The 25,192-nt window shown below is 60.1% G+C and carries 28 protein-coding genes; 14 read left to right on the top strand and 14 right to left on the bottom strand.

The window, feature by feature from the left end; genetic code table 11:
* Window positions 1–17 precede the first annotated feature (17 nt).
* Window positions 18–839, bottom strand: coding sequence for an aldo/keto reductase (locus HCU66_RS19715; protein WP_205890050.1), 822 nt, complete (start codon window positions 837–839; stop codon window positions 18–20).
* A 155-nt stretch (window positions 840–994) separates the two neighbouring features.
* Window positions 995–2,143, bottom strand: a complete 1,149-nt coding sequence (locus tag HCU66_RS19710) for an aldose epimerase family protein (protein WP_205890049.1) — start codon at window positions 2,141–2,143, stop codon at window positions 995–997.
* 249 nt (window positions 2,144–2,392) lie between these two features.
* On the opposite strand from HCU66_RS19710, the gene HCU66_RS19705 reads away from it, so the two are divergent.
* Window positions 2,393–3,142 carry a hypothetical protein gene (locus HCU66_RS19705; protein ID WP_205890048.1) on the top strand — a complete coding sequence of 250 codons (750 nt, stop codon included), beginning with the start codon at window positions 2,393–2,395 and terminating at the stop codon, window positions 3,140–3,142.
* Between the two features lie 181 nt (window positions 3,143–3,323).
* Complete coding sequence (locus HCU66_RS19700) at window positions 3,324–4,109, top strand: sulfite exporter TauE/SafE family protein (protein ID WP_205890047.1); 786 nt, start codon at window positions 3,324–3,326, stop codon at window positions 4,107–4,109.
* A gap of 2 nt (window positions 4,110–4,111) precedes the next feature.
* Here HCU66_RS19700 and HCU66_RS19695 read toward each other — a convergent pair whose 3' ends face one another.
* Window positions 4,112–4,486: a VOC family protein gene (locus tag HCU66_RS19695; RefSeq protein WP_205890046.1), complete on the bottom strand. Its 375-nt coding sequence runs from the start codon at window positions 4,484–4,486 to the stop codon at window positions 4,112–4,114.
* A gap of 164 nt (window positions 4,487–4,650) precedes the next feature.
* Here HCU66_RS19695 and HCU66_RS19690 point away from each other — a divergent pair, with 164 nt between their 5' ends.
* Window positions 4,651–5,187 carry a DUF4174 domain-containing protein gene (locus HCU66_RS19690; protein WP_205890045.1) on the top strand — a complete coding sequence of 179 codons (537 nt, stop codon included), beginning with the start codon at window positions 4,651–4,653 and terminating at the stop codon, window positions 5,185–5,187.
* A gap of 89 nt (window positions 5,188–5,276) precedes the next feature.
* Here HCU66_RS19690 and ampC read toward each other — a convergent pair whose 3' ends face one another.
* A complete protein-coding gene (ampC, locus tag HCU66_RS19685) occupies window positions 5,277–6,431 on the bottom strand; it encodes a class C beta-lactamase (RefSeq protein WP_338136449.1) in 1,155 nt (384 codons plus the stop codon).
* A 160-nt stretch (window positions 6,432–6,591) separates the two neighbouring features.
* Between ampC and HCU66_RS19680 the strand changes: the two genes are divergently transcribed.
* Window positions 6,592–7,470 carry a LysR family transcriptional regulator gene (locus HCU66_RS19680; RefSeq protein ID WP_205890043.1) on the top strand — a complete coding sequence of 293 codons (879 nt, stop codon included), beginning with the start codon at window positions 6,592–6,594 and terminating at the stop codon, window positions 7,468–7,470.
* 25 nt (window positions 7,471–7,495) lie between these two features.
* Here HCU66_RS19680 and HCU66_RS19675 read toward each other — a convergent pair whose 3' ends face one another.
* The gene (locus HCU66_RS19675) at window positions 7,496–8,800 is read right to left on the bottom strand and encodes an MFS transporter (protein ID WP_205890042.1); all 1,305 of its coding nucleotides are present in this window, start codon (window positions 8,798–8,800) and stop codon (window positions 7,496–7,498) included.
* A 164-nt stretch (window positions 8,801–8,964) separates the two neighbouring features.
* Between HCU66_RS19675 and HCU66_RS19670 the strand changes: the two genes are divergently transcribed.
* Window positions 8,965–11,793, top strand: a complete 2,829-nt coding sequence (locus tag HCU66_RS19670; protein ID WP_205890041.1) for an AMP-binding protein — start codon at window positions 8,965–8,967, stop codon at window positions 11,791–11,793.
* Window positions 11,794–11,956: 163 nt separating this feature from the next.
* On the opposite strand, the gene trhP is transcribed toward HCU66_RS19670, so the two are convergent.
* On the bottom strand, window positions 11,957–13,282 hold the full coding sequence (gene trhP / locus HCU66_RS19665; protein WP_205890040.1) for a prephenate-dependent tRNA uridine(34) hydroxylase TrhP: 1,326 nt from the start codon (window positions 13,280–13,282) through the stop codon (window positions 11,957–11,959).
* Window positions 13,283–13,457: 175 nt separating this feature from the next.
* Between trhP and HCU66_RS19660 the strand changes: the two genes are divergently transcribed.
* Window positions 13,458–14,519, top strand: a complete 1,062-nt coding sequence (locus HCU66_RS19660) for an AI-2E family transporter (RefSeq protein ID WP_205890039.1) — start codon at window positions 13,458–13,460, stop codon at window positions 14,517–14,519.
* Here HCU66_RS19660 and HCU66_RS19655 read toward each other — a convergent pair.
* From HCU66_RS19655 to HCU66_RS19645, 3 genes are all read right to left on the bottom strand, one after another.
* A complete protein-coding gene (locus HCU66_RS19655; protein ID WP_205890038.1) occupies window positions 14,516–14,698 on the bottom strand; it encodes a hypothetical protein in 183 nt (60 codons plus the stop codon). The genes HCU66_RS19660 and HCU66_RS19655 overlap by 4 nt on opposite strands.
* A gap of 100 nt (window positions 14,699–14,798) precedes the next feature.
* Window positions 14,799–14,993 (bottom strand): hypothetical protein, encoded by a 195-nt coding sequence (locus HCU66_RS19650; protein WP_205890037.1) that lies wholly within the window; start codon window positions 14,991–14,993, stop codon window positions 14,799–14,801.
* 193 nt (window positions 14,994–15,186) lie between these two features.
* Window positions 15,187–15,567 (bottom strand): hypothetical protein, encoded by a 381-nt coding sequence (locus tag HCU66_RS19645; protein WP_205890036.1) that lies wholly within the window; start codon window positions 15,565–15,567, stop codon window positions 15,187–15,189.
* Between the two features lie 243 nt (window positions 15,568–15,810).
* Between HCU66_RS19645 and HCU66_RS19640 the strand changes: the two genes are divergently transcribed.
* Entirely contained in the window at window positions 15,811–16,629 is an 819-nt protein-coding gene (locus HCU66_RS19640) for a shikimate 5-dehydrogenase (protein WP_205890035.1), read from the top strand.
* Window positions 16,630–16,778: 149 nt separating this feature from the next.
* Here the strand turns inward: HCU66_RS19640 and HCU66_RS19635 are convergent, their stop codons facing one another.
* Window positions 16,779–17,426 carry a YceH family protein gene (locus HCU66_RS19635; RefSeq protein WP_205890034.1) on the bottom strand — a complete coding sequence of 216 codons (648 nt, stop codon included), beginning with the start codon at window positions 17,424–17,426 and terminating at the stop codon, window positions 16,779–16,781.
* Between the two features lie 129 nt (window positions 17,427–17,555).
* Here HCU66_RS19635 and HCU66_RS19630 point away from each other — a divergent pair, with 129 nt between their 5' ends.
* Window positions 17,556–18,065: a DUF1993 domain-containing protein gene (locus HCU66_RS19630; protein WP_205890033.1), complete on the top strand. Its 510-nt coding sequence runs from the start codon at window positions 17,556–17,558 to the stop codon at window positions 18,063–18,065.
* Window positions 18,066–18,136: 71 nt separating this feature from the next.
* Here HCU66_RS19630 and sstT read toward each other — a convergent pair whose 3' ends face one another.
* Window positions 18,137–19,369: a serine/threonine transporter SstT gene (gene sstT, locus HCU66_RS19625; RefSeq protein ID WP_205890032.1), complete on the bottom strand. Its 1,233-nt coding sequence runs from the start codon at window positions 19,367–19,369 to the stop codon at window positions 18,137–18,139.
* Window positions 19,370–19,703: 334 nt separating this feature from the next.
* Between sstT and HCU66_RS19620 the strand changes: the two genes are divergently transcribed.
* Window positions 19,704–20,858, top strand: coding sequence for an MFS transporter (locus HCU66_RS19620; protein WP_205890031.1), 1,155 nt, complete (start codon window positions 19,704–19,706; stop codon window positions 20,856–20,858).
* Window positions 20,859–20,862: 4 nt separating this feature from the next.
* Here the strand turns inward: HCU66_RS19620 and nhaR are convergent, their stop codons facing one another.
* Window positions 20,863–21,762: a transcriptional activator NhaR gene (nhaR, locus tag HCU66_RS19615; protein WP_205890030.1), complete on the bottom strand. Its 900-nt coding sequence runs from the start codon at window positions 21,760–21,762 to the stop codon at window positions 20,863–20,865.
* 161 nt (window positions 21,763–21,923) lie between these two features.
* Here nhaR and HCU66_RS19610 point away from each other — a divergent pair, with 161 nt between their 5' ends.
* Complete coding sequence (locus tag HCU66_RS19610; RefSeq protein WP_205890029.1) at window positions 21,924–22,166, top strand: hypothetical protein; 243 nt, start codon at window positions 21,924–21,926, stop codon at window positions 22,164–22,166.
* 28 nt (window positions 22,167–22,194) lie between these two features.
* Window positions 22,195–22,944, top strand: a complete 750-nt coding sequence (locus tag HCU66_RS19605) for a TerC family protein (RefSeq protein WP_205890028.1) — start codon at window positions 22,195–22,197, stop codon at window positions 22,942–22,944.
* 79 nt (window positions 22,945–23,023) lie between these two features.
* Here the strand turns inward: HCU66_RS19605 and HCU66_RS19600 are convergent, their stop codons facing one another.
* Window positions 23,024–23,194, bottom strand: coding sequence for a hypothetical protein (locus tag HCU66_RS19600; RefSeq protein ID WP_205890027.1), 171 nt, complete (start codon window positions 23,192–23,194; stop codon window positions 23,024–23,026).
* Window positions 23,195–23,365: 171 nt separating this feature from the next.
* On the opposite strand from HCU66_RS19600, the gene HCU66_RS19595 reads away from it, so the two are divergent.
* The 3 genes from HCU66_RS19595 (at window position 23,366) to HCU66_RS19585 (ending at window position 24,638) form a co-directional block, all read left to right on the top strand.
* Complete coding sequence (locus HCU66_RS19595) at window positions 23,366–24,094, top strand: cysteine peptidase family C39 domain-containing protein (RefSeq protein WP_205890026.1); 729 nt, start codon at window positions 23,366–23,368, stop codon at window positions 24,092–24,094.
* 93 nt (window positions 24,095–24,187) lie between these two features.
* Complete coding sequence (locus HCU66_RS19590; RefSeq protein WP_205890025.1) at window positions 24,188–24,406, top strand: DUF6021 family protein; 219 nt, start codon at window positions 24,188–24,190, stop codon at window positions 24,404–24,406.
* A gap of 7 nt (window positions 24,407–24,413) precedes the next feature.
* The gene (locus HCU66_RS19585; RefSeq protein WP_205890024.1) at window positions 24,414–24,638 is read left to right on the top strand and encodes a hypothetical protein; all 225 of its coding nucleotides are present in this window, start codon (window positions 24,414–24,416) and stop codon (window positions 24,636–24,638) included.
* A gap of 71 nt (window positions 24,639–24,709) precedes the next feature.
* Here the strand turns inward: HCU66_RS19585 and HCU66_RS19580 are convergent.
* A partial coding sequence (locus HCU66_RS19580; RefSeq protein ID WP_479561815.1) for a serine hydrolase family protein occupies window positions 24,710–25,192 on the bottom strand: 483 nt, incomplete at its 5' end.

Raw genomic sequence — 25,192 nt, 5'->3', positions numbered from 1 at the left:
GACAGAACCGCGGTGGCTCAGACCATGGCCAACCGCTGCTTGCGTTGTGGCGCGTGAAACGCTTGGTCCAGCGCCTCCAGATCTCCAGCATCCAGGCTTAATTGCGCCGCTTGTGCGTTGAGCTGCACATGCTCGGGGCGGACCGCTTTGGGGATGGCGATCACGCCGCTCTGACGCAGAATCCATGCCAGCGCTACTTGCGCCGGAGTCGCCTCGTGACGGGCGGCAATCTGCTTGAGCGTGGGATTGACCAGCAGGTGCCCGCCCTGGCCGATCGGACAGTAGGCCATCACCGGCATGCGTTGGTGTTGGCTCCAGGGCAGCAGATCGAATTCGATGCCGCGTTCTTCCAGGTTATACAGCACTTGATTGGTGGCGCAGGCCGGTGAGGCCAGTTCATCCAGGTCGTCCAGGTCGAAGTTGGACACGCCCCAGCGACCGATCTTGCCGTCTTCACGCAGGCGTTCGAAGGCTTCGACGGTTTCCTCAAGAGGATACTCGCCACGCCAGTGCAACAGATAGAGATCGATGTAATCGGTATTCAGCCGCCGCAGGCTGCGTTCGCAAGCCTGGGGGATGCCTTTGCGGCTGGCGTTGAAGGGGTAGACCTTGCTGACCAGAAAAACCTGGTCACGCCTGCCTGCGATGGCTTCACCCACCACCTCTTCGGCGCCCCCTTCAGCGTACATCTCAGCGGTGTCGATCAGGGTCATGCCCAGCTCGATACCCAAACGCAGTGCTGCAACTTCCTTGGTGTGTCGGGAGCGCTCCTCTCCCATGCGCCAGGTTCCTTGGCCGATGACCGGCACAGGGCTGCCGGCCAGCTCAAGAGTACGCATGAATCCTCCTTGTCGAAGTCCGATCGATACTACAGTTGGCAGCAAAATAGCAGGGTGGTTCCGTCTGGCAAGGTCGAAAGATCGCAGCCTGCGGTAGCTCCTGCATCGGTTCGGCGTACACCCTGTAGGCGTTGCAGGGCTGCGATCTTTTTTATCTACCGGGCGGAGAACCTGAACACCGTGGTCTGGGCATAGGTCTTGCCCGGATCCAGCCGCGTGGACGGGAAGGCCGGCTGGTTCGGCGAGTCCGGATAGTGCTGGGTTTCCAGGGTGAACGCGCCCCAGTGCGGGTAAATCTTGCCCGCCTTGCCCTTGACCGTGCCGTCGAGGAAGTTGCTGGTGTAGAACTGCACGCCGGGCTCGGTGGTGTAGAGCTGCAAGCGACGGCCGGATTGCGGATCGCTGACGTCGGCGGCGAGTTTGCCCAGATCACCCTTGGCGTCCAGCACCCAGTTGAAGTCGAAACCACCTTGTTTAGGCTCGGCGAATTTCAATTGCGGGTGATCGGCCTTGATGTGTTGACCGATAGCGGTCGGTTGGGTGAAGTCCATGGGCGTGCCGGTGACCGCGGCCAGTTCCCCGGTGGGGATCAGTTTGCCGGTGACCGGTGTGTAATGGGCGGCGTGCAAGGTCGCCAGCTGCTTCAGCACATCGCCGTTGCCCGCGCCGGCCAGGTTGAAATAACTGTGGTTGGTCAGGTTCAACACCGTGGGTTTATCGGTGCTGGCCTTGTAGTCGATGCGCAGCTCATTGTTCTCGGTGAGGCTGTAGGTGACCTCGGTTTTCAGGTTGCCGGGAAAGCCCATTTCACCGTCCGCCGACAGGTACGTCAGCGTCACGCCTACCGAATCCTTGCCCTTGCTCGGTTCGGCTTTCCACACACGCTTATCGAAACCTTGAGCCCCGCCATGCAGCGAATTGCTGCCGTCGTTGAGCGGTATCTGAAAGCGCTTGCCATCCAGCTCGAAGGCGCCGTTGGCCAGGCGATTGCCGAAGCGGCCGATGGTCGCGCCGAAGAACGCGGTGCCGCTTTGATAACCCTGCACGTCATCGAAGCCGAGCACCACATCATCGAGCTTGCCGTTTTTGTCCGGCACCTTCAGGGATTGAAGAATCCCGCCATAGGTAATGACTGTGGCCTGCAGACCATGGCTGTTGCGCAAAATGTATTGCTCGACGGGCGTGCCGTCATTGGTTTTGCCGAAGGCTTTTTGTTCGCTGGACAAGCCAGTGGCGTGAGCGGAGAGGGTGGTGATCATCAGGGACAGTCCGAGGCCGGAGAGCAGGTGTCGGGATTGAAGCATGGTTGACCTTCCTTTTTGTTGTTTTTAAGAAGTAGTCATACTAATGATCGTGTTTCAACGCGATCAAGGAAGGATTTATAGCTTGTTTTTTGAATGCCGCAATTAAAAAGTATGACTAATACGAAGTTGCTTTCACGGTTACCAGCGCTTACTGACCACCGGCACCGCACTTTCTCAGCTTTCACGGTTCTATCCTTGGCCAGCCTGCGGCGATCCCCACTGCCGGCCCATGCCCAAGTTCAAGAACCCATGGCTCGAGTTTTACCCTGTCTTACCCTGCACATTCGCCGTCATTGCTTGCTACTGATCAGTCTGTCGATGCTCTTCGCCAGTGGGTGCAGCCATCAGCCGGGAAACGACATCGTCAGCCAGTTTCGCAATGGCAAACCCCAGGAACTCCTCCAGACCAGCGTCGACCGCATGGCGACCCTGACGATGCGCGATAACCTTGAAAGCCTTTACCTGCTGATGAACAAGCTCTACCTGCGCAACCCGGACGAGTTGAAAAAATCCGGCTTCCTCGATGTCGGCACCGCAGAAAAACAAGTGCGCATGGCCATCGAGCAGCAACAGCCGCTGCCCACCCTTGGCGGCAAAAAAGACCTCGCTGCGCTGAGCTTCGCCATGAGCCCGGAGTTTCTCGGCGACCGGGTCGGCGCGTTCATCTATGCCATCGGCAGCATGCTGGTGACGGCCCATGGCAATCGGCTGGAGTTCTACATGACGGATGCGCTCAACCCGACTTTCGTCAGTAATGCCGCGCGCAACATCGAAAAAGCCACCTGGATCTTGAGCCAGCGGCAAAACAGGCAAGGCGAGCCATTGCTGTTTTCCAACGAAATTTCGGAGGAGGGCAGCAACCTGAGTTTTGCCGTGGAGTTCGGCAAAATCGTCGCGCGGCTGGACCTGCTGACCCAGATGCTCGACGAACGCTACCGGCGGATCGGCCTCAACTACGCCCAGAGTCTGCTGTTTTTGAATTTCTTGCCGGTGCAGTAATTCGAGCAATGAACCCAATCCCTGTGGGAGTGAGTTTTTGTGGGAGCTGGCATGGAGGGGGAGGAACGCTGTTCCAGATCGGTGAATTGGCATAACGATAGACCGCATCGATATATGTGGTTATAAGAAAAATCGCTATGCTGCTGACCGGTTTGTTTACTACGAATTTCTGGGCGTATTAATGGATTTCGGTAATTTCGGGTTGGTCGTAGCAGGTCTGGTGGTCGGCTTTATCGTCGGCATGACCGGCGTCGGGGGCGGTTCGTTGATGACGCCGATCCTGTTGTGGTTCGGCGTTAACCCGGCCACGGCGGTGGGCACGGACTTGCTGTACGCGGCCATTACCAAATCCAGCGGTGTGCTGGTTCATCGCAAGAACAAGAACATCGACTGGGCGATCACCGGTTGGCTGACCCTCGGCAGTGTGCCGGCGGTGGCCCTGACGTTGTGGTTCCTGAGCACTTTGCAGACCTCGCCCGACGCGATGAACGCCGTCATCAAACAGGCACTGGGCTTTGTACTGTTCGCCACGGCGCTGGCGATTTTCTTCAAGAAACGCTTGCTCGATTTCGCCCACAAACGGGCGGGCGGCCACTACAACCCCAGCGGCTCCCGGTTGAATGTACTGACCGTGATCACCGGTCTGGTCCTTGGCACCATGGTGGCCCTGACTTCCATCGGCGCTGGTGCCCTGGGCACCGTCGCGTTGTTCATTCTGTACCCACTGTTGCCCACCCGCCGTCTGGTCGGTACCGAAATCGCCCACGCGGTGCCCCTGACCCTGGTCGCCGGCCTGGGCCACGCGAGCATGGGTAACATGGATTGGCAGGTGTTGGGCTACTTGCTGGTCGGCTCGCTGCCAGGGATTTACTTGGGCAGCCATTTGACCGGGCGCATCTCCGACGAACTGCTGCGTCCGTGCCTGGCGACGATGCTGGTGCTGATCGGTTACAAACTGGCGTTCTGATCCTATACCGCTTCCCGAGTAAAAATCTCCAGCAGATGCCCGTCGGGGTCATCGAAATATACCCGCCGGCCACCGGCGTAATCATTGATCTCGTTGGGTCGTTGCTTGCCCGGATCGGCCCACCAGGGCTGCTTGAGCGCTTGCAGACGAGCGAACGCCGCATCGAAGTCGTCATCGCCGATCAGAAATGCATAGTGTTGGGACGCGATAGGCGGGTCGTTGTTGTAGTAATCCAGTGACACCCCGTTATCGAACTTGACCACCAGCATCGGCCCGAACGGCTCGGGATCGGGCAGGCCGAGGAGGTCGGTCAGGTAGCGGGCCGAGACCTGTTTGTCACGGCACCAGACGATGGTGTGGTTCAGTTGAGCGCTCATGGATCAACCCTCACGGTGAATCAGGTAAGAGATTAGCTCAGGCTGTTGCGCAATGACCGCCCTGACCTAAGCTTGGGCAAGGCGAATCACAATCGCGGTGCGTCACCCGGAACGATCGCCGCGATGCGCAATCATTAGAGCGTGGATATCAAAAGGAGATGCGCATGCTCATCAGGTCTTTGACCCTGGCTACTCTGCTGGCTTTCGTCGGTCCCTCGTTCGCTGCCGATGACGATTCACCCCTGGTTAAAGACGTGGGCAGGGCCCGTCCCCTGATTGTCATCGCGCCCAGCACGGTCGACCCCGTTTGGGTCAACCTGAAAAAATCCCTGGATGAACCCGCCAATCGCAAGGGCTTCACCGAGCGCAACATGGTGCTGTACACCGTGATCAATACGATGGGCCAGCGCGACGGCAAAGACCTCGACCCGCAAGCGACGATGGCGTTGATCCGCTCACTGAAACTGGGCGCCGGGGTGAAGAGCAAAATCATCCTGATCGGCAAGGATGGCGAAAAGAAGCTTGAGCAATCGGAGGCGGTCGAGCTGAAAGAGATATTCAACACCGTCGACCAACTGCCGACCACCGAGAAGGAAGCGACAGTACCAGTGCCAGCGCCGGTAGCTGAAGTCCCGCCGGCCAAAGGTGCAAAAGGCAAACCGGCGAAGCCTGCCAAGCCGCCTGAAATGCCGGATGATTGAATTGAGCTGAATCCTTGTGGTGAGGGGGCTTACCCCAATGGGTGACCTCAACAGGTCGCCCATTTTTCGTTTATCCCCCGAACCCTCGATTATTCGGCCAACGCATTCAGTATTTGGTGAGCGATTTTGATTCGCTCCGGGTTCGGGTAGTTTTTGTTGGCCAGGATCACGATGCCGATGTCTTTGGCCGGAATATAAGCAACGTAGGCACCAAAGCCGCCGGTTGAGCCGGTTTTGTTGATCAGCACATTATCGCGTGGGGATTGCGGCGGGTTCAGCGGTTGGACGGCATGAGCCTCCATCGCCATCTGCGACGAGTTGCCCGCCAGCAATGTATCGAGCGTCACCGGGTAGTTGTAGAACTCCCATCCCAACCCTTGAGTCATGCCGCCAACCGTGTAGTAACCGGTATGAGTGATGGCGATCGCTTGCCGCAAGGGCTTTTCCAGCGAAGCGGGATTCATATTCGCTTCAACATAGCGAAGCAGGTCCGAAGCGCTGGTTTTCACGCCATACGCTTCAGAGTCCAGTGCGCCCGGCCCGACCCGCACAGGTTTGTCGTTCTTGTCGTAACCCCAAGCGTAAAGCCCCATCTGATCCTTCGGTACCTTGAGGTAGCTGTGCTTGAGGCCGAGTTTGGGCAGCAAGGTTTTTTCCATCAGGTCATCGAACGGCGCACCCATGCTGTGGGCCGCCAGATAGCCGAACAACCCAAGGCTGGGGTTTGAATACTGGCGATGAGTGCCGGCGGCGTAGGTCGGTTTCCATTGTTTGTAGTAGCCGAGCATCTTGTCCTGATGGTCTGCCTCACTGGGAAATTGCAGTGGCAGGCCACCGGCGGTGTAGGTGCCGAGTTGCAACACGCTGATGCTGTCGAACGCGCTGCCGCGCAAGGCCGGTAGCACCTGGCTGGCGCTGTCCGACAGGGACAGTTTGCCGCTCGCCTGGGCGTAGGCGGCGAGGGTGGCGGTGAAGGTTTTGCTCACCGAACCGATCTCGAACAGGGTGTCTTGGGTGACGGCTTTGCCGGTTTCTTTCGAGGCCACGCCGTAGTTAAAGTAATGCGGCTGGCCATTGACGGTAATCGCGACTGCGATGCCGGGAATCTGCTGTTGCTGCATCACCGGTTCAATGGCGGTATTGACGATGGATTCGATGCGCTCGTCAGCAAAGCTGTGGCTGGCACCGAGCAGAAGTGCCAAAGCGCTGTAGAACGCTGGTTTTTTCTGATTTTGTTTAGACATGATTGAGCCACTTTCCATGATTGTTCGTGGTGTAAACCGCTAAACTCCGAGCGGTTTTCCAAGTCGATCCGCTACTGGGCGGGCTAAATCTAGTCAGTTTGGCGAAGACTGACAAACGACGATATTTCGGATGAGCCATTAGAAAATTTTGGGAGTGGGTATGATTCGACCTCAACTGCCGCTGAATGCGTTGCGCGCTTTCGAGGCGTCGGCGCGCCATTTGAGTTTCACCCGGGCGGCGGTGGAGTTGTGCGTCACGCAGGCGGCGGTGAGTCATCAGGTCAAAAGCCTTGAAGCCCAGCTTAACGTGACCTTGTTCAAGCGCCTGCCCCGCGGCCTGATGCTGACCAGCGAAGGTGAAACCCTGCTGCCGGTGTTACGCGAATCCTTTGACCGGATCGCCGAAACCCTGGAGCGTTTCGAGGGCGGACATTTTCGCGAAGTGCTGACGGTGGGTGCTGTGGGGACGTTCGCGGTCGGTTGGCTGTTGCCGCGGTTGGCGGACTTTCAGAAGAAACATCCGTTCATAGATTTGCGCCTGTCGACCAACAACAACCGGGTGGACGTGGCGGCTGAAGGCCTGGATTACGCCATTCGTTTTGGCGCGGGAGCGTGGCACGGGATTGAGGCGGTGCGATTGATCGAAGCGCCGTTGTCGGTGCTCTGCGTGCCAGAGATCGCCCGGCAGATGCACACGCCAGCCGATCTGTTGCGGCAAACGCTGTTGCGTTCCTACCGTACGGACGAATGGCCGGAGTGGTTTCAGGCTTGTGGGCTCTCAACCCATGCAGCACCGCCGCGCAGCATCGTCTTCGATTCCTCGCTGGCGATGATGGAAGCGGCGCTGCAAGGGGCAGGCGTTGCCTTGGCGCCGGCGTTGATGTTCTCCCGGCAATTGGCCGCGGATGCGATCCAGCAACCTTTCGCCATCGGGATCACCACGGGCAGCTACTGGCTGACCCGCTTGCAGTCGCGTCCCGAAACCTCGGCGATGGCGGCGTTCCGGGGGTGGCTGCTGCAAGCGGCACAGTGCAGTTAGCGTGAATGCCACTCCTGTGGGAGATTCACTTTCCGAGACGCTCGGTAGGGCTGACAGCTACCTGCCGCCCGCGCTCCAGGTTGACGCCGGCCAGGATCAGCAGGCCGACAATGAAATAGCTGCCGGTAATCAGCATCGCCAGGCGGTGATCGCCTCCGGACAGCCAACTGGTCAGGCCGTAAGTCATGGGGCCGAGGATTGCCGACAGTTTGACCGCTAGCCCCCAGAGGCCGAAGAACTCCGCCAGCCGCGTCGGCGGCGCGAGCAGACCGACTATCGCGCGTCCGGCCGATTGGCTGGCACCCATGCACAGACCGGCGAGGTTGGCCGCCAGCCAGAACAGCTCGGGGCCGCGCGCGACCCAGATCAGGCCGACCATGCCGAGCCAGCCCAGCAGGGTCAGCGCCAGCGTGGCGCGATGGCCGAGGCGATCCTGCAGCCAACCGAACAGCACGGCACCGATGGAGGCCGTGATATTCACCACCAGGATCAGCAGCAGCGTGTCCTGGGTACTGAAGCCCATGACCTGATTGGCATAGATGGCCGCCAGGGCGATCACTGCCGAGATACCGGCCTGGTAGCAGACGGTGCAGGCAAGGAAGCGCAGCAGGTCGCGATAGCGGTCGGCTTCGCGCAGCGTCTGCGCGAAGCGCGCCAGCACCGCTTGTGCGATAGGCATGTCGCCGCGCTCGGGCTGCGGCTGGCTGCGTTCGCGCAGGAACAGGAAGGTCGGCAGGCTGGCGATGGCGAACAAGGACGCGGTGATCAGCATGCACACCGGCACGAACTGCGCCGCCGTCTGGCCCTGCGCCTGGGCCCAGCTGACGAAGGCCAGGCAGGCGCCCAGGCTGACCAGGCCGCCGATATAGCCGAACCCCCAGCCCCAGCCGGACACCTTGCCTAAGGCATCCTCACGGGCGAGTTCGGGCAGGAAGGCGGCAATCAGGTTTTCGCCGCTGCCGAAGCAGAAGTTGGATAGCACGATGAAAAGGATCGCGACACCGAGCTCCCCCGGCCCGGCCAGCGCGAGTCCAGAGGTAAAGACGACGCAACCGATTGTACTGAACAGCAGCAGGCGTTTCTTGCAGGCGAAGGCGTCGGCATAGGCGCCAATCAGCGGCGCGGTCAGGATGATCAGGGCGTAAGAGAGGGCGATGGCGCTGGTCCAGGCTAGCGTACCCCAGGCTTCGCCCTTGGCGACCACGGCGACGAAGTAGGCGTTGAACACGGCGGTGATCACCACGGTCGTGTAGCCGGAGTTGGCGAAATCGAACATCGCCCAGGCCCAGACTTCTCGGCGTGTCACTCCGGGGTTAAGGCTGGCTGGCATGGCGATCTCCCTGCAGACGTCGGGTCCTTGAGAGCCTAGCCCCAAACCGTAGCAGATGCCGAAGGCTGCGTGCGGCTGCTACGGATTGAGCCTCGCCGCCATAGGCGCATAATGGCAGTGGGCAAGGATTTACGCACCGAGTGTCCTGTGATGAGGGGCCGCCGATGTCTCGTCCGCCTCCAGAAACCCGCGTCGTTCCCCCTTCCGATGGGGATGCGGAAAAACTGCTCGAAATTGTCCTGCGCACCGTGGTCGAGTTGCGCCCGCAGGCAGCAGAAGGTTTGCACGTCAACTTGCACAGCGTGCTGGACCGGGACCTGGGCATCGATAGCCTGGCGCGGGTCGAACTGTGGTCACGCATCGAGCACGAATTCGGTGTGCGTTTACCGGAAAACCTGTTCGCCTCGGCGGACACCCCCGCCGATGTCCTGCGCGTATTGCATAGCCGACCTGGCGCCGAGGCGGTACGCCCGTTGCGCTCCAGCGAGACCCCGGTAGCAACGGGGCAGACACCGGATAGCGCGCGAACCTTGATCGAGGTACTGGAGTGGCATGTGCACCATCAGCCGCAGCAACCCCATGTGCGTCTGCTCGGTGACAGCGACCAGACGCAGGACATCAGCTATGGCGCCTTGCACCAAGGCGCCCTGGCCGTTGCCGCAGGGTTGCAACGCAGTGGCTTGCGGGCCGGTCAGACCGTGGCCCTGATGTTGCCCACGGGCAGCGATTTTCTCCATGGCTTTTTCGGCATTCTGTTGGCCGGTGGTGTACCGGTGCCCATTTACCCGCCGCTACGCCTGTCGCAGATCGAGGATCACCTGCGCCGCCAGGCCGGCATCCTGTGCAACGCCGAGGCCAAAATGCTGATTACCGTGACGCAGGCCAAGCTGCTTGCCCGGCTGATCCAGCCGCAGGTCCCGAGTCTGACGCGCATCGCCAGTGTGGCCGAGCTGACGAGCGAGGGCGGCGAGTGCATGACACCTGTGCGGCAACCGGATGACATCGCCTTCCTGCAGTACACCTCGGGCAGTACTGGCCAGCCCAAGGGAGTGATGGTCAGCCACGCTAATCTGCTGGCCAATCTGCGCGCCATGGGTAGGGCTCTGAAGGTGGGGCCGCAGGACGTGTTCGTCAGCTGGCTGCCCATGTACCACGACATGGGATTGATCGGTGCCTGGCTGGGCAGCCTGTATTACGGCTACAGCCTGGTGCTGATGTCGCCGCTGGCTTTCCTGGCACGGCCGGCGCGTTGGTTATGGGCCATCGACCGCTTCCGCGGCACGATGTCGGCGGCGCCCAACTTCGCCTACGAACTGTGTTTGAACAAACTCGCGGACGGCGACCTCGAGGGCCTGGACCTGAGCAGTTGGCGCCTGGCTTTCAACGGTGCCGAACCGGTCAGCCCGGATACCTTGCAACGCTTCGCCGAACGTTTCGTTCGCTACGGCTTGGCCCCTACCGCGCTGGCGCCGGTCTATGGGTTGGCCGAGGCCACGCTGGGCGTGGCCTTTCCTCCCCTGGACCGAGGGCCGTTGATCGACCGGGTACAGCGCGATGCATTTCAGACCCATGGCAATGCACTGCCCGCCGAAGCGGATGCCAGCGCAACGCTGCGCTTCGTCTCCAGCGGTCGGCCACTGCCTGACCATCAGATTCGTATCGTCGATGGCAGCGGAATCGAACTGCCCGAACGCAGCGAAGGGCACCTGCAATTTCGCGGGCCTTCTACCTCGACAGGCTACTACCGCAACCCCGAAGAGACCCGCCGGGTGCTGCGCGATGGTTGGTTCGACTCGCTCGACTTCGCCTACATGGCCGGCGGTGAGGTCTACCTGACCGGCCGCGCCAAGGACTTGATCATCCGTGCCGGGCGCAATATCTACCCCTACGATGTCGAAGCCGCGGTCGGCAATCTGCCCGGGCTGCGCAAAGGCTGCATCGCGGTGTTCGGCAGTCCGGAGCCGGCCACCGGCACCGAGCGCCTGGTGGTGTTGGCGGAAACCTATGAGAAGGACGCTGCCGCGCGGCAACAGCTGCAGCAGGAGGTCAACCGCATCGTGTTCGACCTCACCGGTGTGGCGCCCGACGATATCGTTCTGGCGCCACCGCATAGCGTACTGAAAACTTCCAGCGGAAAACTTCGCCGTGCTGCCAGCCGCGAGCTGTATGAGCGTGGCGAAGTGGGGCGGCCGCACCTGGCCGTTTGGCGTCAGCTGCTGCGCCTGGTGTTGCAGGCCTTGCGCGGGCATTTCGGTCGCGGCTGGCGGACCTGCCGCGCCGCGTTGTATGCCGCTTACATCTGGCTGCTGTTCTGGCTGTTCACACCGCTGACCTGGCTGGCCGTCGCGATCCTGCCGCGCCAGCGTTGGTGCCGCAGCTTTACCCGCGTGGCCTCCCGGCTGTTCCTGCGCCTGGCGGGTGTGCCGTTCAGTGTCACGGGGCTTGAGCGCCTGCCTTCCTCCTCGGTGAGCGTGCTGGCCGCGAACCATGCCAGCTACCTCGACGGCGTCATTCTCTGCGCGGCCCTGCCGCCGCAGTTCAGCTTCGTTGCCAAGCGCGAACTGGCTGGCCAGTGGATCGCCGGCCGGTTCCTGCGCAAGCTCGGTGCCCGCTTCGTCGAACGCTTCGACCTGCAGCGCAGCGCCGCAGACACCGAGTCCCTGGCCGAGGCGCTACAGACTGGCCAGTCTCTGGTGTTCTTCCCCGAGGGAACCTTCACCCGCGAGCCAGGATTGCGAACGTTCCACATGGGCGCCTTCGTGCTCGCCGCGCGTGCCGGCGTGCCGCTGCTGCCGGTTGCAATCTGCGGTACGCGCAGGGTGCTGCGCGACGGTCAGTGGTTCCCGCGCCACGGTGCAATCCACGTCAACGTCGGCCCTCCGCTGTTGGCGCAAGGGCCGGACTGGATGGAGGCCATCAAGCTGCGGGATGCGACGATAGCGGTGCTGCTGGAGCACCTGGATGAGTCGGAACGAACCCAGCACGCAGGTTAGGCGAGCTTCCCGAGGGCTAGCGCACCAAACACGGCGATGGGGTTGCACCTGACCAACAGCCGCGATCGCTTTTCGGCGGGCGGCACCTGATTCGTCAGTGACACCCAGTCATCGTTCTTCGCGGGCAAGCCACGCTCCCACAGGGGCTCGTCGCTCTTTTTTTTTAGCTCGCGCCAACATCCCGCATCAGCAAACCAAAACGCAAATCCACCGCATCCGGTATCGGCAAATACACCGTGTGCCCATCCCCCGGCGCCACTTCAATCGCCTCACCCTTGACGTTTTGCAGCTGATGCAAATCGAAATGGAAGTTGCCCTTGGGGGTCATCAATTCCATGTGATCGCCCAGGGCAAAGCGATTCTTCACCCGCACCTCGGCCAGCCGATCCCGGCGTTCGCCGGTCAGTTCGCCCACGAACTGTTGGCGCTCTGATACCGAGCTGCCGTTCTGATAATTCTGGTATTCGTCATGCACGTGTCGCCGCAGAAAGCCTTCGGTGTAGCCGCGCTGGGCCAGGGATTCCAGATCGGTCATCAAGCTGCGATCAAATGTCCGGCCAGCCACCGCATCATCGATCGCGCGGCGGTAAACCTGGGTGGTGCGCGCGCAATAGAAGTGCGATTTGGTCCGGCCTTCGATCTTCAGTGAATGCACGCCCATCTGCGTCAGGCGTTCAACGTGCTGGACGGCGCGCAGGTCCTTGGCGTTCATGATGTACGTGCCGTGTTCATCCTCGAAGGCCGGCATCAGTTCGCCAGGGCGATTGGCCTCTTGCAACAGAAACACTTGATCGGTCGGCGTGCCGAGGCCCAGTGTCGGTTCGGGTGAGTAGTGCTGGACGATGTCACCGAGCTGATTTTCGCTGGCCGGCGTCGCCGAGTATTTCCAGCGGCAGGCGTTGGTGCAACTGCCCTGATTGGCGTCGCGCTTGTTCATGTAGCCCGACAACAGGCAGCGCCCGGAATAGGCCATGCACAACGCGCCGTGCACAAACACTTCCAACTCCATCGCGGGAACGTGCTGGCGGATTTCGGCGATTTCTTCCAGCGACAGTTCGCGGGACAGGATGATCCGGCTCAAGCCCTGTTGCTGCCAGAACTCGACACTGGCCCAGTTGACCGTGTTGGCCTGCACCGACAGGTGGACCGGCATCTGAGGGAAGTGTCGGCGCACCAGCATGATCAGGCCGGGATCGGACATGATCAGCGCGTCGGGCGCCATGGCGATCACCGGTTCCAGGTCCTTCAAGAACGTTTTGAGCTTGGCGTTGTGCGGGGCGATGTTCACCACCACATAGAAACGCTTGCCCTGAGCCTGGGCCTCGGCGATGCCGAGCGCGAGGTTGGCGTGATCGAATTCGTTGTTACGCACCCGCAGGCTGTAGCGTGGCTGGCCGGCATACACCGCATCGGCGCCGTAGGCGAAGGCATAACGCATGTTTTTCAGGGTGCCGGCAGGGGCGAGCAGTTCCGGGGGTATGAGTGTCATGGCGCAGGTCATGGCGGTGTCGATCGCAAAAGCCGGCAAGGGTAAGCGGCCTGCCCGCGGGGTTTATTGATCTGGATCTATGCTTGATGAATACACAGATGGCACTCGCGCGAACCCTGGCGGACTAAACATAAGGACGCGAATTTTCGCCCCTGCGCAATGGCATGGACCGGACATGAACGAAACGAAGCTGCAAAACACATCGTTGATGGTCTTGCTGACGCTAGTGACCATTGCCTTCGTCTGGATTCTGTTGCCGTTCTATGGTGCGGTGTTTTGGGCAGTCATCCTCGGCATTCTGTTCGCGCCCTTGCAGCATCAGTTGCAGATGAGGTTCGGCTGGCCACGCAACCTGACCACCCTGTGCACCTTGATTCTCTGTGTGCTGATCGCAATTGTGCCGGTGATCACCATCAGCACCTTGCTGGTTCAGGAGGGCGCGGCGCTTTATGGTCGAATTGAAAGCGGCGAACTGGACATTGCCGGGTATGTGTCACAGTTCAAGCAAAGTCTGCCACCGTACATTCAGTACTTGCTCGATCGTTTCGGCATGGGCGAGCTGGCCGGCCTACGGGAAAAAATCATCAAGAGCACGATGCAAGGCAGTCAGTTTGTCGCGACCAAGGCGTTCAGCTTTGGTCAGGGGACGTTTGAGTTCGTGGTGAGCTTTTTCGTCATGCTGTATCTGCTGTTTTTCTTCTTGCGGGACGGCTCCGAACTGGCGCGCAAGGTTCGCGCGGCGATACCTCTGGAAGACAATCAAAAACGCCTCTTGCAACTCAAGTTCAATCGCGTGGTGCGAGCCACGGTGAAGGGCAACCTGTTGGTGGCAATCACGCAAGGGGCATTGGGCGGTTTCATTTTCTGGTATCTGGGCATCCCGAGCGTGCTGCTCTGGGCAGTGTTGATGGCGTTCATGTCGCTGTTGCCGGCGGTGGGCGCGGGTATCGTCTGGATCCCGGTAGCGGCGTATTTCCTGATCAGCGGCGCGATCTGGCAGGGCACGGTGCTGGTGTTGTTCGGGCTGTTTGTGATCGGCATAGTGGACAACGTCCTGCGACCGATGCTGGTGGGCAAGGACACCAAAATGCCCGATTACCTGATCCTCATCTCGACCCTGGGCGGCCTGGCGATTTTCGGCCTGAACGGTTTTGTCATCGGGCCGCTGATCGCCGCGTTATTCATGTCGAGCTGGGCGATTTTCGTCGATGCCAAGCCACGGGTTCAGCTGCCTTAAGCGCTGAGCTGGCTCGAGCCGATACGTTGTGACAATTCCTGGGCGGCGGGGAGTGAGGTGAGTGGACCGCTGATCGGTTCGCCGTCCTGCACCAGATACCAACAGGCGAGCAACCCCAACGCCCTCAGTGGTGCGGGAACGGCGCTGCCGATAACGGACATGATCTGAACCTGAGCCATAAGTACCTCCATCAATCTATGGGGCTACCTTACGGATCGGACGCTTGAACGGACAATCAACGCTTTCGATAGTCGTCATTGACGCCAATGAGTTCTGCGGTCAGTCCACCACTTGATCGAGCATATGCATCACTTCCTGCTCATTGAGCAGGCCTTTGCGCACCAGGTTCTGCGCCAGCAGTGAGAGGAACTTGGCGCTGCGATGGCTTTCCAGGTGCTTGAGTTCGGTCAGTGCGTTGTACACCTTGCTGGAAGTGCACAAGCCGACAATGCGATGCGGATTTTGTGTGGGCATGAGGTCGTCCTTGTTTTTATCAACCTGTTGTTTGCGGACAGATCCAAGCTTGCGGACCTGATATGACGTAAATATGACCAACTTTGCCTGCCGGCACTGTTCCGACAGCGACCTTGGCGAGATTTATTCAGACTTCCCAGCCCCCGCAGCCACAAAAAAGGCCCCGCTGTTGAGGCGGGGCCTGATGAGTGCGTTACCAGCGGTCGCCACGATAATAACCACGATAATAACCATGGGGATGGCCATAGTAGCCGCGCGGTGGGCCATAGTAGCCGCGTGGCGGACCGTAATAAATCGGTGCCGGGCGGTAGTAGATCGGTTGTTGCACGTAGACCGGCGCCGGTTGGTAATAGACAGGCGGTGGCTGTACGTAAACCGGTTGAGGCTGAACGTAAACCGGTTGCTCTACATACACCGGCCGGTCGCGGCTGATGATTGCCGAGCCGATGATTGCCGAGCCGACGATCGCACCAAACACAGCCGGACCTTCCCAGCCGCGACCACCTGCTTCTGCCTGCCCTGCGATAGCGAGAGCACCGATCAGCAAGGCTACTGTGGGGATTTTACGGATCATGATAAGTCCTCGGTTCTTCGACCCGGCGCTTGCGTTTGCAATAGACACAAGAGTCTCGCGGGGATACTTCTAAGACAGCTTTTTTTTGAAAATCAGCACAGCCATTGGGTAAATTTTGTGTAAGGTCTGTACCGGTTTCTTTACGGTATTTTGTGCCTCGCACGACAGACCTTTATGATCGACCACAATCCGGTGGAATGGTTAATTCCGTCCATCTGAAAGTGCTATTGGAAGGAGATTCGGATGCAGATGAACCCCAACAAAGACACCCAGCTGTGCATGTCGCTGTCGGGTCGTCCCGGTAATTTCGGCTTGCGGTTTCACAATCATCTGTACGAACAACTGGGCCTGAATTTTTACTACAAGGCCTTCAGCAGCCAGGACCTGACGGGCGCTGTCAGCGGCATTCGCGCGTTGGGCATTCGGGGTTGCGGTGTGTCGATGCCGTTCAAGGAGGCTTGTATCGCGCTGGTCGATGAGCTGGACGCATCGGCTGAGGCCATTCAATCGATCAACACTATCGTCAACACCAACGGTCACCTCAAGGCCTACAACACCGATTACATTGCCATTGAGCAATTGCTCGAAACCCATCAGGTACCCAAGACGTCGACCTTTGCCCTGCGTGGCAGCGGCGGCATGGCCAAGGCCGTGGCCAGTGCCTTGCGCGATGGTGGCTACAAAAACGGCCTGATCGTGGCCCGTAACGAGCGCGCCGGGCGGGCGTTGGCTGAATCGCTGGGCTATCAATGGCAGGCGGAACTGGGCGCCCAACGCCCGCAGATGCTAATCAACGTCACGCCGATCGGCATGACCGGCGGCCCGGAAGCCGATCAACTGGCGTTCGCCCCTGAAGCCATCGCTGCCGCTGAAACGGTCTTCGATGTGGTGGCGATCCCCTCGGAAACACCGTTGATCGTGCGCGCTCGCGCCGAAGGCAAGCGGGTCATCACCGGGCTGGAGGTGATTGCCATCCAGGCGCTGGAACAGTTTGTGTTGTACACCGGCGTGCGGCCGACCGAAGAGCAGTTTCAGAAAGCCGTGGCGTTTGCCCGGAGCTGATCATCACCAATTGTGTTGGCTGTACTGGCCCCTTCGCGGGCAAGCCCGCTCCTGCAAGTTCAGCGCTGGCCTTGTAGGGGCGGGCTTGCCCGCGAAGGCGGCGGCACATCTTGCACCAATATGACTGACAGATCGCTTTCGCGATCGGTCTATTCGAGGCGTGCCAGGCGCTCTTCCAGCGCCGCAATCCGCGCTTCAAGCTCTTCGATTCGCTCAACCGACACACCGCCACTGGCGCCACGTTCCACCGGATTCTGCCGGGCCGCCAGGATCGCTTCGATATCCGCCGGATCGCCCAGCGCGTGCATGTAACGGTCTTCGCGCTGGCCGGCCTGGCGCGGGATCAACAGCGCCAGACCTCGGGCAATCAAGCGCTCCAGTTGATGCACCACCTGCTCGGCATCTTCGAAGTCATGCATGCGGCCGCTGCGGGTCAGCAGTTCGTTGACCGTCTGCGGACCGCGCAGGAACAGCAGCCCCGTCAGAATCACCTGGGCCGGCACCAGTTCCAGCGCCTTGTCGAGCCGATGCTCCCAGCGGTCGGCACGGCTGCCCATCACCAGGCGGGTGAAACCACGCCCTTCAAGGACCCGCAGGCTCTGGCCGACCTGGCCCTGGCTGAGGTTCATCACCGGGTCGCGGCTGGTTTTCTGGTTGCAGGCGATCACCAGCGCATTGAGGGTCAGCGGATAGGTTTCCGGGCTGGTGGCCTGTTTCTCGATCAACGAGCCCAGAATGCGGATTTCCGTGCTGTTGAGCCGTGGTTCGTCGAAGGTCGTTTCTTGCTCAGTGCTCATCGCGCTTTTCCCTAGGCAGTCGAAGCCGACTAGCCTAATCCTTGCTGGATAAAAGACAAGTCGCAGGGCGCGCCGGCATGGCTATAATCGAGCCCACGTTTTTTACTCCTGTCACTACACGAGACTGCCATGACTATTTCCCTGTACGCCGCTTCCGTTCCGGTTTTCCAGCAAATGCTCAACGCCCTGAGCAACAACCTGAGCAAGGCCGAGGCCCACGCCGCTGCGAAAAACATCGACCCGAATGCATTCCTGCAAGCCCGTCTGTACCCGGACATGTTCCCGCTGGTGCGTCAGGTGCAGATCGCGGTTGATTTCGCCAAAGGCGTTTCGGCGCGTCTGGCTGAAGTCGAACTGCCGAAATACGACGACACCGAAACCACCTTCGCCGAACTGCAAGCCTTGATCGCCAAGGTCCTGGCCTTCATCGGCGAGATCAAACCCGAGCAGATCAACGGCAAGGAAGGCATCGAAATCGTGACCCGTCCTGGCACCCCTAAAGAGAAGCGCTTCACTGGCCAGGCTTACCTGCTGAGCTACGGGCTGCCGCAGTTCTTCTTCCACGTCACCACTGCTTACGCGCTGCTGCGTCACAACGGTGTGGAAGTGGGCAAGCGCGATTACATGGGCGCGTTCTAAACCGCCCAGGTACAAAAAAGCCCGCCAAGGTGTAAGCCTTGGCGGGCTTTTTCGTTGTTGCAGGTGTGTTGTTACGCCAAACGCTGAGCTTTCAGCTCTTCACCCTGGCACGCCGCCGCGGTGAACAGCACGTCGGTGGAGGAGTTCAGCGCGGTTTCCGCCGAGTCCTGCAACACACCGATGATGAAACCGACTGCCACCACCTGCATGGCGATTTCGCTCGGGATGCCGAACAGGCTGCACGCCAACGGAATCAGCAACAACGAACCGCCAGCCACGCCCGAAGCGCCACAGGCACAGATTGCCGCGACAACACTGAGCAGAATGGCCGTCGGAATATCCACGGCGATACCCAGGGTGTGCACGGCGGCCAGGGTCAGCACGGTGATGGTGATCGCCGCGCCGGCCATGTTGATGGTGGCGCCGAGCGGGATCGACACCGAGTAAGTGTCTTCATGCAGGCCCAGGCGCTTGCTCAATTCCAGGTTGACCGGAATGTTCGCCGCCGAGCTGCGGGTGAAGAAAGCGGTGATGCCGCTCTCGCGCAGGCAGGTGAGTACCAGCGGATACGGGTTGCGACGCAGCTTCCAGAACACGATGGCCGGGTTCATCACCAGCGCCACGAACAGCATGCAGCCCAGCAACACGGCCAGCAGCTGCATGTAGCCGAGCAAGGCGCCAAAACCGGAAGTGGCGAGGGTCGAAGCCACCAGGCCGAAGATCCCCAGCGGCGCGAAGCGAATCACCAGACGCACGATTAAGGTCACGCCATTGGACAGATCGCCCAGCACCTCGCGCGTCGTCTCGCCGGCATGGCGAATCGCAACGCCCATGCCGATCGCCCAGGCCAGAATGCCGATGAAGTTGGCGTTCATCAGCGCGCTGACCGGGTTATCGACCACGCTCAGCGCCAGGCTTTGCAACACTTCACTGATGCCGCCCGGGGCGGTCACCGCGACGTCCTGGGTCGACAACACCAGGCTCGACGGAAACAGCGTACTGGCGATCACTGCCACCACGGCCGCTGCGAAGGTGCCCAGCAAATACAGAAACAGAATCGGCCGGATGTGGGTTTCCTGGCCGTGCTTGTGGTTGGCAATCGAAGCCATCACCAGCACGAACACCAGAATCGGCGCGACGGCCTTGAGTGCGGACACGAAGACTTTGCCAATAAAGGAAGTGGACTTCGCCAGTTCAGGCGATAACAGGGCCAGGGCAATCCCGGCGATCAGGCCAATGATGATTTGCGTGACCAGGCTGCTGCGTTGCAGGCGTTGCAAGAGAGAAGGGGATGAAGCGGTCATGACGGCATCTCTGATTTTATTAGGGTGCAGGTTTCTCTGGCTCATGCAGCAAAAGCCGGGCAGGCCACATGGAGGGAACCGAAGAAGGTCGCCACATCAATGCCAGTCAATGGCCGATGAGCAAGGTGTAAGTACCGCAGGGTCGCGAACTTTATCACAGCGTAGCCGCGATCCTTCAGACCTGTGACGATCTGCCACCGATTGTTCAACGTGATTTGCAGGTTCGTGCAACCTCGTCCCGGAACACTCTGTTAAGCTTCGCCATCCTCATTTTCATGTTCTGCCAGTGGGCCTTCGGGCTATCGCTGGTGTCGTCGTTTTCCTGGAGTTCTGCATGCTGTTGCCCATTCTTCTGTTGTCCGCCGCCGGTTTCACGGTGCTGACCACGGAATTCATCATTGTCGGCTTGTTGCCGGCAATCGCCCGCGATCTGGACGTCAGCATCCCTCAAGCGGGTTTGCTGGTGACTCTGTTTGCGTTCACCGTGGCTGCGTTCGGGCCGTTCCTGACGGCGTACTTCGCCAGGTTTGAACGACGCAAACTGTTCATCAGCGTGCTGATCATGTTCGGCCTGGCCAACACACTGGCGGCGCTGGCGCCCAACATCTGGGTGATGGCCGTTGCCCGGTTGATTCCGGCGCTGGGGTTGCCGGTGTTCTGGGCGTTGGCCAGTGAAACCGCGGTGGACATCGTCGGGCCGGACTACGCCGGGCGGGCCATCGCCAAGATCGGTTTCGGCATCGTCTGCGCCACGGTGTTTGGCATTCCGGTGGGCACGCTGATTTGCGATGCGTTTGGCTGGCGCAGTGCCTTCGGCATTCTGGCGGCGATCGCGTTTGCCAAGGCGCTGCTGCTGTTTATCTACCTGCCCAAAACCAACCTGCACCAGCATCAGGTGAGCTTGCGTTCGCAGTTCAAGATCCTGCGCAGCCCGCTGATGCAGGGCCATGTGTTGTTGTCGATTCTGGTGTTCAGCGGCATGTTCACCGCTTACACCTACCTGGCGGACATCCTGGAGCGGCTCGCCGGTTTCAACGGCACGGTGGTCGGCTGGTGCCTGATGGGCTTCGGCGCGGTCGGGCTGATCGGCAACTCGCTGGGCGGTCGCGCGGTGGATCGACATCCGCTGATCGCTTCTGTGACGTTCTGCGCGTTCATGATTGCCGGGATGGTGGCGTTGGTGCCGAACATTCATTCGCCGCTGGGGCTGGCGGCAGCGATGGGGATTTGGGGCGTGACTCAGGCCGCGCTATTTCTGGTCAGTCATGTGCGCTTGATGAAAGCCGCGCCCGAGGCGCCGGCCTTTGCTGCGTCGCTGAACATTGCCGGCGCCAATCTCGGGATCGGCCTGGGCGCCATGATCGGCGGTCGGGTGATCGACAGCGTTGGCCTGCAAGGCCTTGGTTTTGCGGCCGCCGGTTTGATCCTCGTCTCGATCCTGTTGGCCATGGCGCTGATGACCTTCAAGCCCCGGGAAATCTGCGCCTGAGGCTTCACATTTCGGTGAACAGCTCGCGTCGGGCACCTTCGGTAATGGCGACAATGCCGGGGTGCTTGACCTTGCGTTCCACCGAAATGGCATAGAACGACTCGCGCACCGCGTCGGTCTGGCCGATCAACTCCACGCTGCACTGGCGTTTCACTTCGTCGGCAATCACGCTCGGGCCGATGAAAATCCCGCTACCGGACTGGCCGAAAGCCTGCATCAAGGCGCTGTCGTCGAACTCTCCGACGATCCGCGGCTGGATCTGCTGTTCGGCAAACCAGCGTTGCAAGCGACTGCGCACCACGGTTTCGGGGCCGGGAATCAACAGCGGGGCGCCGTGCAGGCTGCGGGGAAAATCCTGGCCGTATCGCGCCGTCAGTTCGGCGGTGGCGAAGAAACTGATGCCGCATTCGCCGAGTTTCTGGCTGTAGCCCTTGATGTCCAGATGCGAGGGCATCGGGCCGTCGGAGATCACCAGGTCGAGGCGTTGAATCGCCAGGTCGGCGAGCAAGCGTTCCAGTTTGTCTTCGCGACAGGTGATGCGCAGCGGCTCGCTCAGCTCCATGGTCGGCGCGATCAGGCGATAGACGATGGATTTGGGCACCACATCGGCAACGCCCACCCGAAACAGGATCTGTTGTTCATTGGGCTGCGCCCGCAGCATCAACTCCAGCTCACCACCGAGTTGAAACATCTGCTCGGCGTAGGGCAGGGTCTGACGCCCGGCTTCGGTGAGTTCCAGCTGTCGGCCGACCCGGCGAAACAATTCGATGCCATAGGTTTGCTCAAGCAGGGAAATCTGCCCGCTGATGGTCTGTGGCGTCAGGTTCAGTTGCTCGCAGGCGCGCACGATGCTGCCGGTCTTGGCCACCACCCAGAAATAATGCAGCTGTCGGTAGTTCAGCATTGATTTAAGCCTCCCTTACGCATGACGATCGGGTTTGGATTCGTAAAAGACGAAGTATAACCGCTGAAAATACGAATTTTTCTGAAGTGTTTGCTTGCTTAGAATGCCTCGCTATCGCAGATCGCCTTTTCCAGTCTGTCTGTTCTAACGAGGAAAACATCATGAAGCTCAAAACAACTGCGCTGCTGATCACATCGTTACTGGTATTGGCCGGTTGCGAGCAGGCCGAGAAAAGTGCCCAGCAACTGATGGGCAAGGCTGCCGAATCCGCCAAACAGGCAATTGACGATACTCACAAAGCCGCCGAGCAAGCACTGAGCGAGGCCACTGGCAGCCTGATCGGCAAGAAAGAACAAACGACCAAAGAGACGGGCAAAACCGACTCTTCGTCCCAGGAAATCTAAACCGTCTACAACGAGTCAGGACTGACCCATGGAATACCTTTTAGAACTTGCTGCAAGCCCCACCGCCTGGGTCGCCCTGGCCACCCTGGTGGTGATGGAGATCGTGCTCGGTATCGATAACCTGATCTTCATCTCGATCCTCACCAACAAGCTGCCCGAACAGCATCGCCAGAAGGCGCGGCGCATTGGTATTGGCATGGCATTGATCCTGCGCCTGGGGCTGTTGAGCACCATCGCATTCATCGTCCAGTTGACTGAACCGGTGATCGAGATTCTCGGCCACGCGTTCTCCTGGAAAGACATGATCCTGATCGCCGGCGGCCTGTTCCTGTTGTGGAAGGCGACCACCGAGATCCATCACAGCATGGACCCGTCGCCGGAAGATCCGACGTCGGCCACCTCGACCGTGACCTTGGGCTTTGCCGCTGCGATCGGTCAGATTCTGATGCTGGACATGGTGTTCTCCATCGACAGCATTATTACCGCTGTCGGCATGACCGAGCATTTGCCGATCATGATTATCGCGGTGGTGGTGTCGGTCCTGGTGATGTTGCTGGCCGCTGACCCGCTGGCCAAGTTCATCAACGACAACCCGACCGTGGTGATGCTGGCGCTGGGCTTCCTGATCATGATCGGCATGACCCTGATCGCCGAAGGTTTCGGCGCCCACGTACCGAAAGGCTACGTCTACGCGGCCATGGCGTTCTCGGCGACGATCGAAGGCTTGAACATGCTGTCGCGGCGGGCCAGGCAGAAGCGCATCGCCGCTGAAGCGTAACTGTCGTTAAACGAAACGGCCGCCTGAACTCGAAAGAGTCCAGGCGGCCGTTTTTTTATGTGTACGACTGAAGCGCCAATCAGTGCGCAGTGGCGGGGTGGGAAGCAGGTTTATCGGTTTTCGCCACAGGCGCCGATTGAACCGGGTGGTGATGGTGCCGGCGGGTAATACGCAAAACGCCCCACAGCATGGCGGCGGCCACCGCCAGCCAACCGCAAATCAACATCACAATGGTCATTGTCAGGCTCATCAGTGCCTCCTCTTTGCCCAGCAGCGGGCGCACACTCTTCCTTGGTAAATGACAGTCTAGCCGCTGCTGTATTTCAGGCTATTGACCAAAGGTCGCCTGTCCCCAACCCGTTCGCTCTAACGAATGCAATCAACTGCCGGTTAAGGCTATACCGCTACCGCGCGGCATCCTATGATCGACGGCCAAGCCGGCTGCGCAATCGCCTGGCGTCTGAACAAGAGAGTGACGATGGAGCAGGTATTTTCTCGAATTCGATCTTTGGCAATGATCGTCTGTTGCGTTGCCGGCCTGGCTGGCTGTGCGGGCAGCGTGGCGCCTGAGATCAAGCGTCTGCCGGAACGTGTCGAACTCAGCGGCACGTTCTACCGTGGGCAAAGCTATCAAAGCGGGCCTCAGGTGTTGGCCAGTCTGTTGTCCCAGCAGGATATCGTGATCACCCCGGGGTTGCTCGACAAGCCTCTGCAGTTGCCGGGCGCCGAAGACCGGTTGCAGCAGAATATGCAGAACCTTGCCCGCGAGTACGGGATGGTGGTTTATCCCCTCGACAGCCATTTGTCGGCGCTGCTGACCCAGGTGGCGGCCGGTTATCCGGTGATGGTGCGCTTTACCGAAGGCTCGGCGTTCTGGGCAGAGCCTCGATACGCCATACTCGCCGGTTACAATCGTCAGAAGCAGACTGTGCTGCTACGCGCCGCAATGGACCGGCGGTTGCTGATGGGGTTCGGCGCCTTTGAATCGGCGTTCAAGGATGCCGGTGGTTGGGCCGTTCTGATCCAGAAGCCGAACCAGATTCCGGCCAACGTCGATCAGCAGCGCTGGCTGAAAGCGGCGAGCGATCTTGCCCAGTCAGGTCAGGAGCAGGCGGCAGCCAGGGCGAAGAAGGCGCTGACTGCGCAGTAGGTTTCCGCTCGTCATCGGCATGGCACCGCCACGCTATGCTGGAGTCTCAAGTAGAGGGCCCGGATTTTTCGGGGCCCATGATCAGGAGGCGCCATGGCACATTCCAATACTCCCACCGGCCCGCACTCGTCCGAGCATTCGTCCGATAATGAATTGGGGTTCGACCCCGATTCCCCGGACTTGGCCGATCCTCAGGTCGACCCCATCGGACCTGCCAGGGCGCCCAGGGATATAAAGCCGGGTGAGGAGGGCAAGAAGAAACCGGCCAAGCCTTACGACCCGCTCGGTAATCTGAAACCCAAGTCTCAGTGAGGTGTGTATGTCTACCGATTCGAGCTTTGACGACAAACGTCCAGACCCGCCAGACAGTGTTCCAACCACACCTGAGTCTGACCTGGATCCGGTGATGGACCCGGACAGCCCGTTAAGGGACCCCTTGGCCAGGCCGACCGTGGTGCCGACGAAGCATCCACAGGGCTGGCGGGATCCGAGTGCCGGGGATGGCATTCCGGATGACGATCAGATGCCGTTGCCCAATGATTGACCATCGGACGCCCCCCCCTGCCAATGAAAAGCCCCGATGATTCGGGGCTTTTCATTGGCAGGGGGGCGACCTTATTTCGATGCTTCAATCACGCCGCTCTGGCGATTCTTGAGGTTCTTGTCGGACTTGTACTGCAGGGCGACGGACGGCACGTTGGCGCTCCTGCCGGTTTCGACCCAGTTGCGGATCCGGTTGGCATCGGCAAAGTGCGTATATTTGCCGAAGGCATCGAGTATCACCAGTGCAACCGGACGGTTGCCCATGTGAGTGACCAATACCAGACAATGCCCCGCTGCGTTGGTGAAACCGGTCTTGGTCAGCCTGATGTCCCAGTCAGGTTTGTTGACCAAATGATCGGTATTGCGAAAGCCCAGGCTGTAGTTGGGTTTACGGAATCTGACGGTTTTTTCCTTGGTGGTGCTCAGTTCGGTCAATAGCGGGTACTTGTGCGCGGCGATCAGCAGTTTGCTCAGGTCGCGGGCGGTGGACACGTTGCGCGGGGAGAGGCCCGTCGGTTCGACGAAGTGAGTGCTGGTCATGCCCAGCGCCTTGGC

Source organism: Pseudomonas frederiksbergensis, assembly GCF_017114915.1.
Taxonomy (GTDB): Bacteria; Pseudomonadota; Gammaproteobacteria; order Pseudomonadales; family Pseudomonadaceae; genus Aquipseudomonas; species Aquipseudomonas frederiksbergensis_I.
Note: the sequence above shows the minus strand (reverse complement) of the source record. Positions and strands in the feature narration are given on the sequence as shown.

Bases quoted from the DNA above. Each gene is read 5' to 3' on its own strand.
- sstT (WP_205890032.1), bottom strand. From the start codon at position 19,369: ATGACCGCTTCATCCCCTTCTCTCTTGCAACGCCTGCAACGCAGCAGC.
- trhP (WP_205890040.1), bottom strand. From the start codon at position 13,282: ATGACACTCATACCCCCGGAACTGCTCGCCCCTGCCGGCACCCTGAAA.
- HCU66_RS19655 (WP_205890038.1), bottom strand. From the start codon at position 14,698: ATGGCTCAGGTTCAGATCATGTCCGTTATCGGCAGCGCCGTTCCCGCA.
- HCU66_RS19585 (WP_205890024.1), top strand. From the start codon at position 24,414: ATGTCTACCGATTCGAGCTTTGACGACAAACGTCCAGACCCGCCAGAC.
- HCU66_RS19605 (WP_205890028.1), top strand. From the start codon at position 22,195: ATGGAATACCTTTTAGAACTTGCTGCAAGCCCCACCGCCTGGGTCGCC.
- HCU66_RS19675 (WP_205890042.1), bottom strand. From the start codon at position 8,800: ATGCCAGCCAGCCTTAACCCCGGAGTGACACGCCGAGAAGTCTGGGCC.
- HCU66_RS19680 (WP_205890043.1), top strand. From the start codon at position 6,592: ATGATTCGACCTCAACTGCCGCTGAATGCGTTGCGCGCTTTCGAGGCG.
- HCU66_RS19700 (WP_205890047.1), top strand. From the start codon at position 3,324: ATGGATTTCGGTAATTTCGGGTTGGTCGTAGCAGGTCTGGTGGTCGGC.
- HCU66_RS19635 (WP_205890034.1), bottom strand. From the start codon at position 17,426: ATGAGCACTGAGCAAGAAACGACCTTCGACGAACCACGGCTCAACAGC.
- nhaR (WP_205890030.1), bottom strand. From the start codon at position 21,762: ATGCTGAACTACCGACAGCTGCATTATTTCTGGGTGGTGGCCAAGACC.
- HCU66_RS19595 (WP_205890026.1), top strand. From the start codon at position 23,366: ATGATCGACGGCCAAGCCGGCTGCGCAATCGCCTGGCGTCTGAACAAG.
- HCU66_RS19695 (WP_205890046.1), bottom strand. From the start codon at position 4,486: ATGAGCGCTCAACTGAACCACACCATCGTCTGGTGCCGTGACAAACAG.
- HCU66_RS19690 (WP_205890045.1), top strand. From the start codon at position 4,651: ATGCTCATCAGGTCTTTGACCCTGGCTACTCTGCTGGCTTTCGTCGGT.
- HCU66_RS19620 (WP_205890031.1), top strand. From the start codon at position 19,704: ATGCTGTTGCCCATTCTTCTGTTGTCCGCCGCCGGTTTCACGGTGCTG.
- HCU66_RS19640 (WP_205890035.1), top strand. From the start codon at position 15,811: ATGCAGATGAACCCCAACAAAGACACCCAGCTGTGCATGTCGCTGTCG.
- HCU66_RS19670 (WP_205890041.1), top strand. From the start codon at position 8,965: ATGTCTCGTCCGCCTCCAGAAACCCGCGTCGTTCCCCCTTCCGATGGG.
- HCU66_RS19590 (WP_205890025.1), top strand. From the start codon at position 24,188: ATGGCACATTCCAATACTCCCACCGGCCCGCACTCGTCCGAGCATTCG.
- HCU66_RS19600 (WP_205890027.1), bottom strand. From the start codon at position 23,194: ATGAGCCTGACAATGACCATTGTGATGTTGATTTGCGGTTGGCTGGCG.
- HCU66_RS19705 (WP_205890048.1), top strand. From the start codon at position 2,393: ATGGCTCGAGTTTTACCCTGTCTTACCCTGCACATTCGCCGTCATTGC.
- HCU66_RS19645 (WP_205890036.1), bottom strand. From the start codon at position 15,567: ATGATCCGTAAAATCCCCACAGTAGCCTTGCTGATCGGTGCTCTCGCT.
- HCU66_RS19630 (WP_205890033.1), top strand. From the start codon at position 17,556: ATGACTATTTCCCTGTACGCCGCTTCCGTTCCGGTTTTCCAGCAAATG.
- HCU66_RS19610 (WP_205890029.1), top strand. From the start codon at position 21,924: ATGAAGCTCAAAACAACTGCGCTGCTGATCACATCGTTACTGGTATTG.
- HCU66_RS19710 (WP_205890049.1), bottom strand. From the start codon at position 2,143: ATGCTTCAATCCCGACACCTGCTCTCCGGCCTCGGACTGTCCCTGATG.
- HCU66_RS19650 (WP_205890037.1), bottom strand. From the start codon at position 14,993: ATGCCCACACAAAATCCGCATCGCATTGTCGGCTTGTGCACTTCCAGC.
- ampC (WP_338136449.1), bottom strand. From the start codon at position 6,431: ATGTCTAAACAAAATCAGAAAAAACCAGCGTTCTACAGCGCTTTGGCA.
- HCU66_RS19660 (WP_205890039.1), top strand. From the start codon at position 13,458: ATGAACGAAACGAAGCTGCAAAACACATCGTTGATGGTCTTGCTGACG.
- HCU66_RS19715 (WP_205890050.1), bottom strand. From the start codon at position 839: ATGCGTACTCTTGAGCTGGCCGGCAGCCCTGTGCCGGTCATCGGCCAA.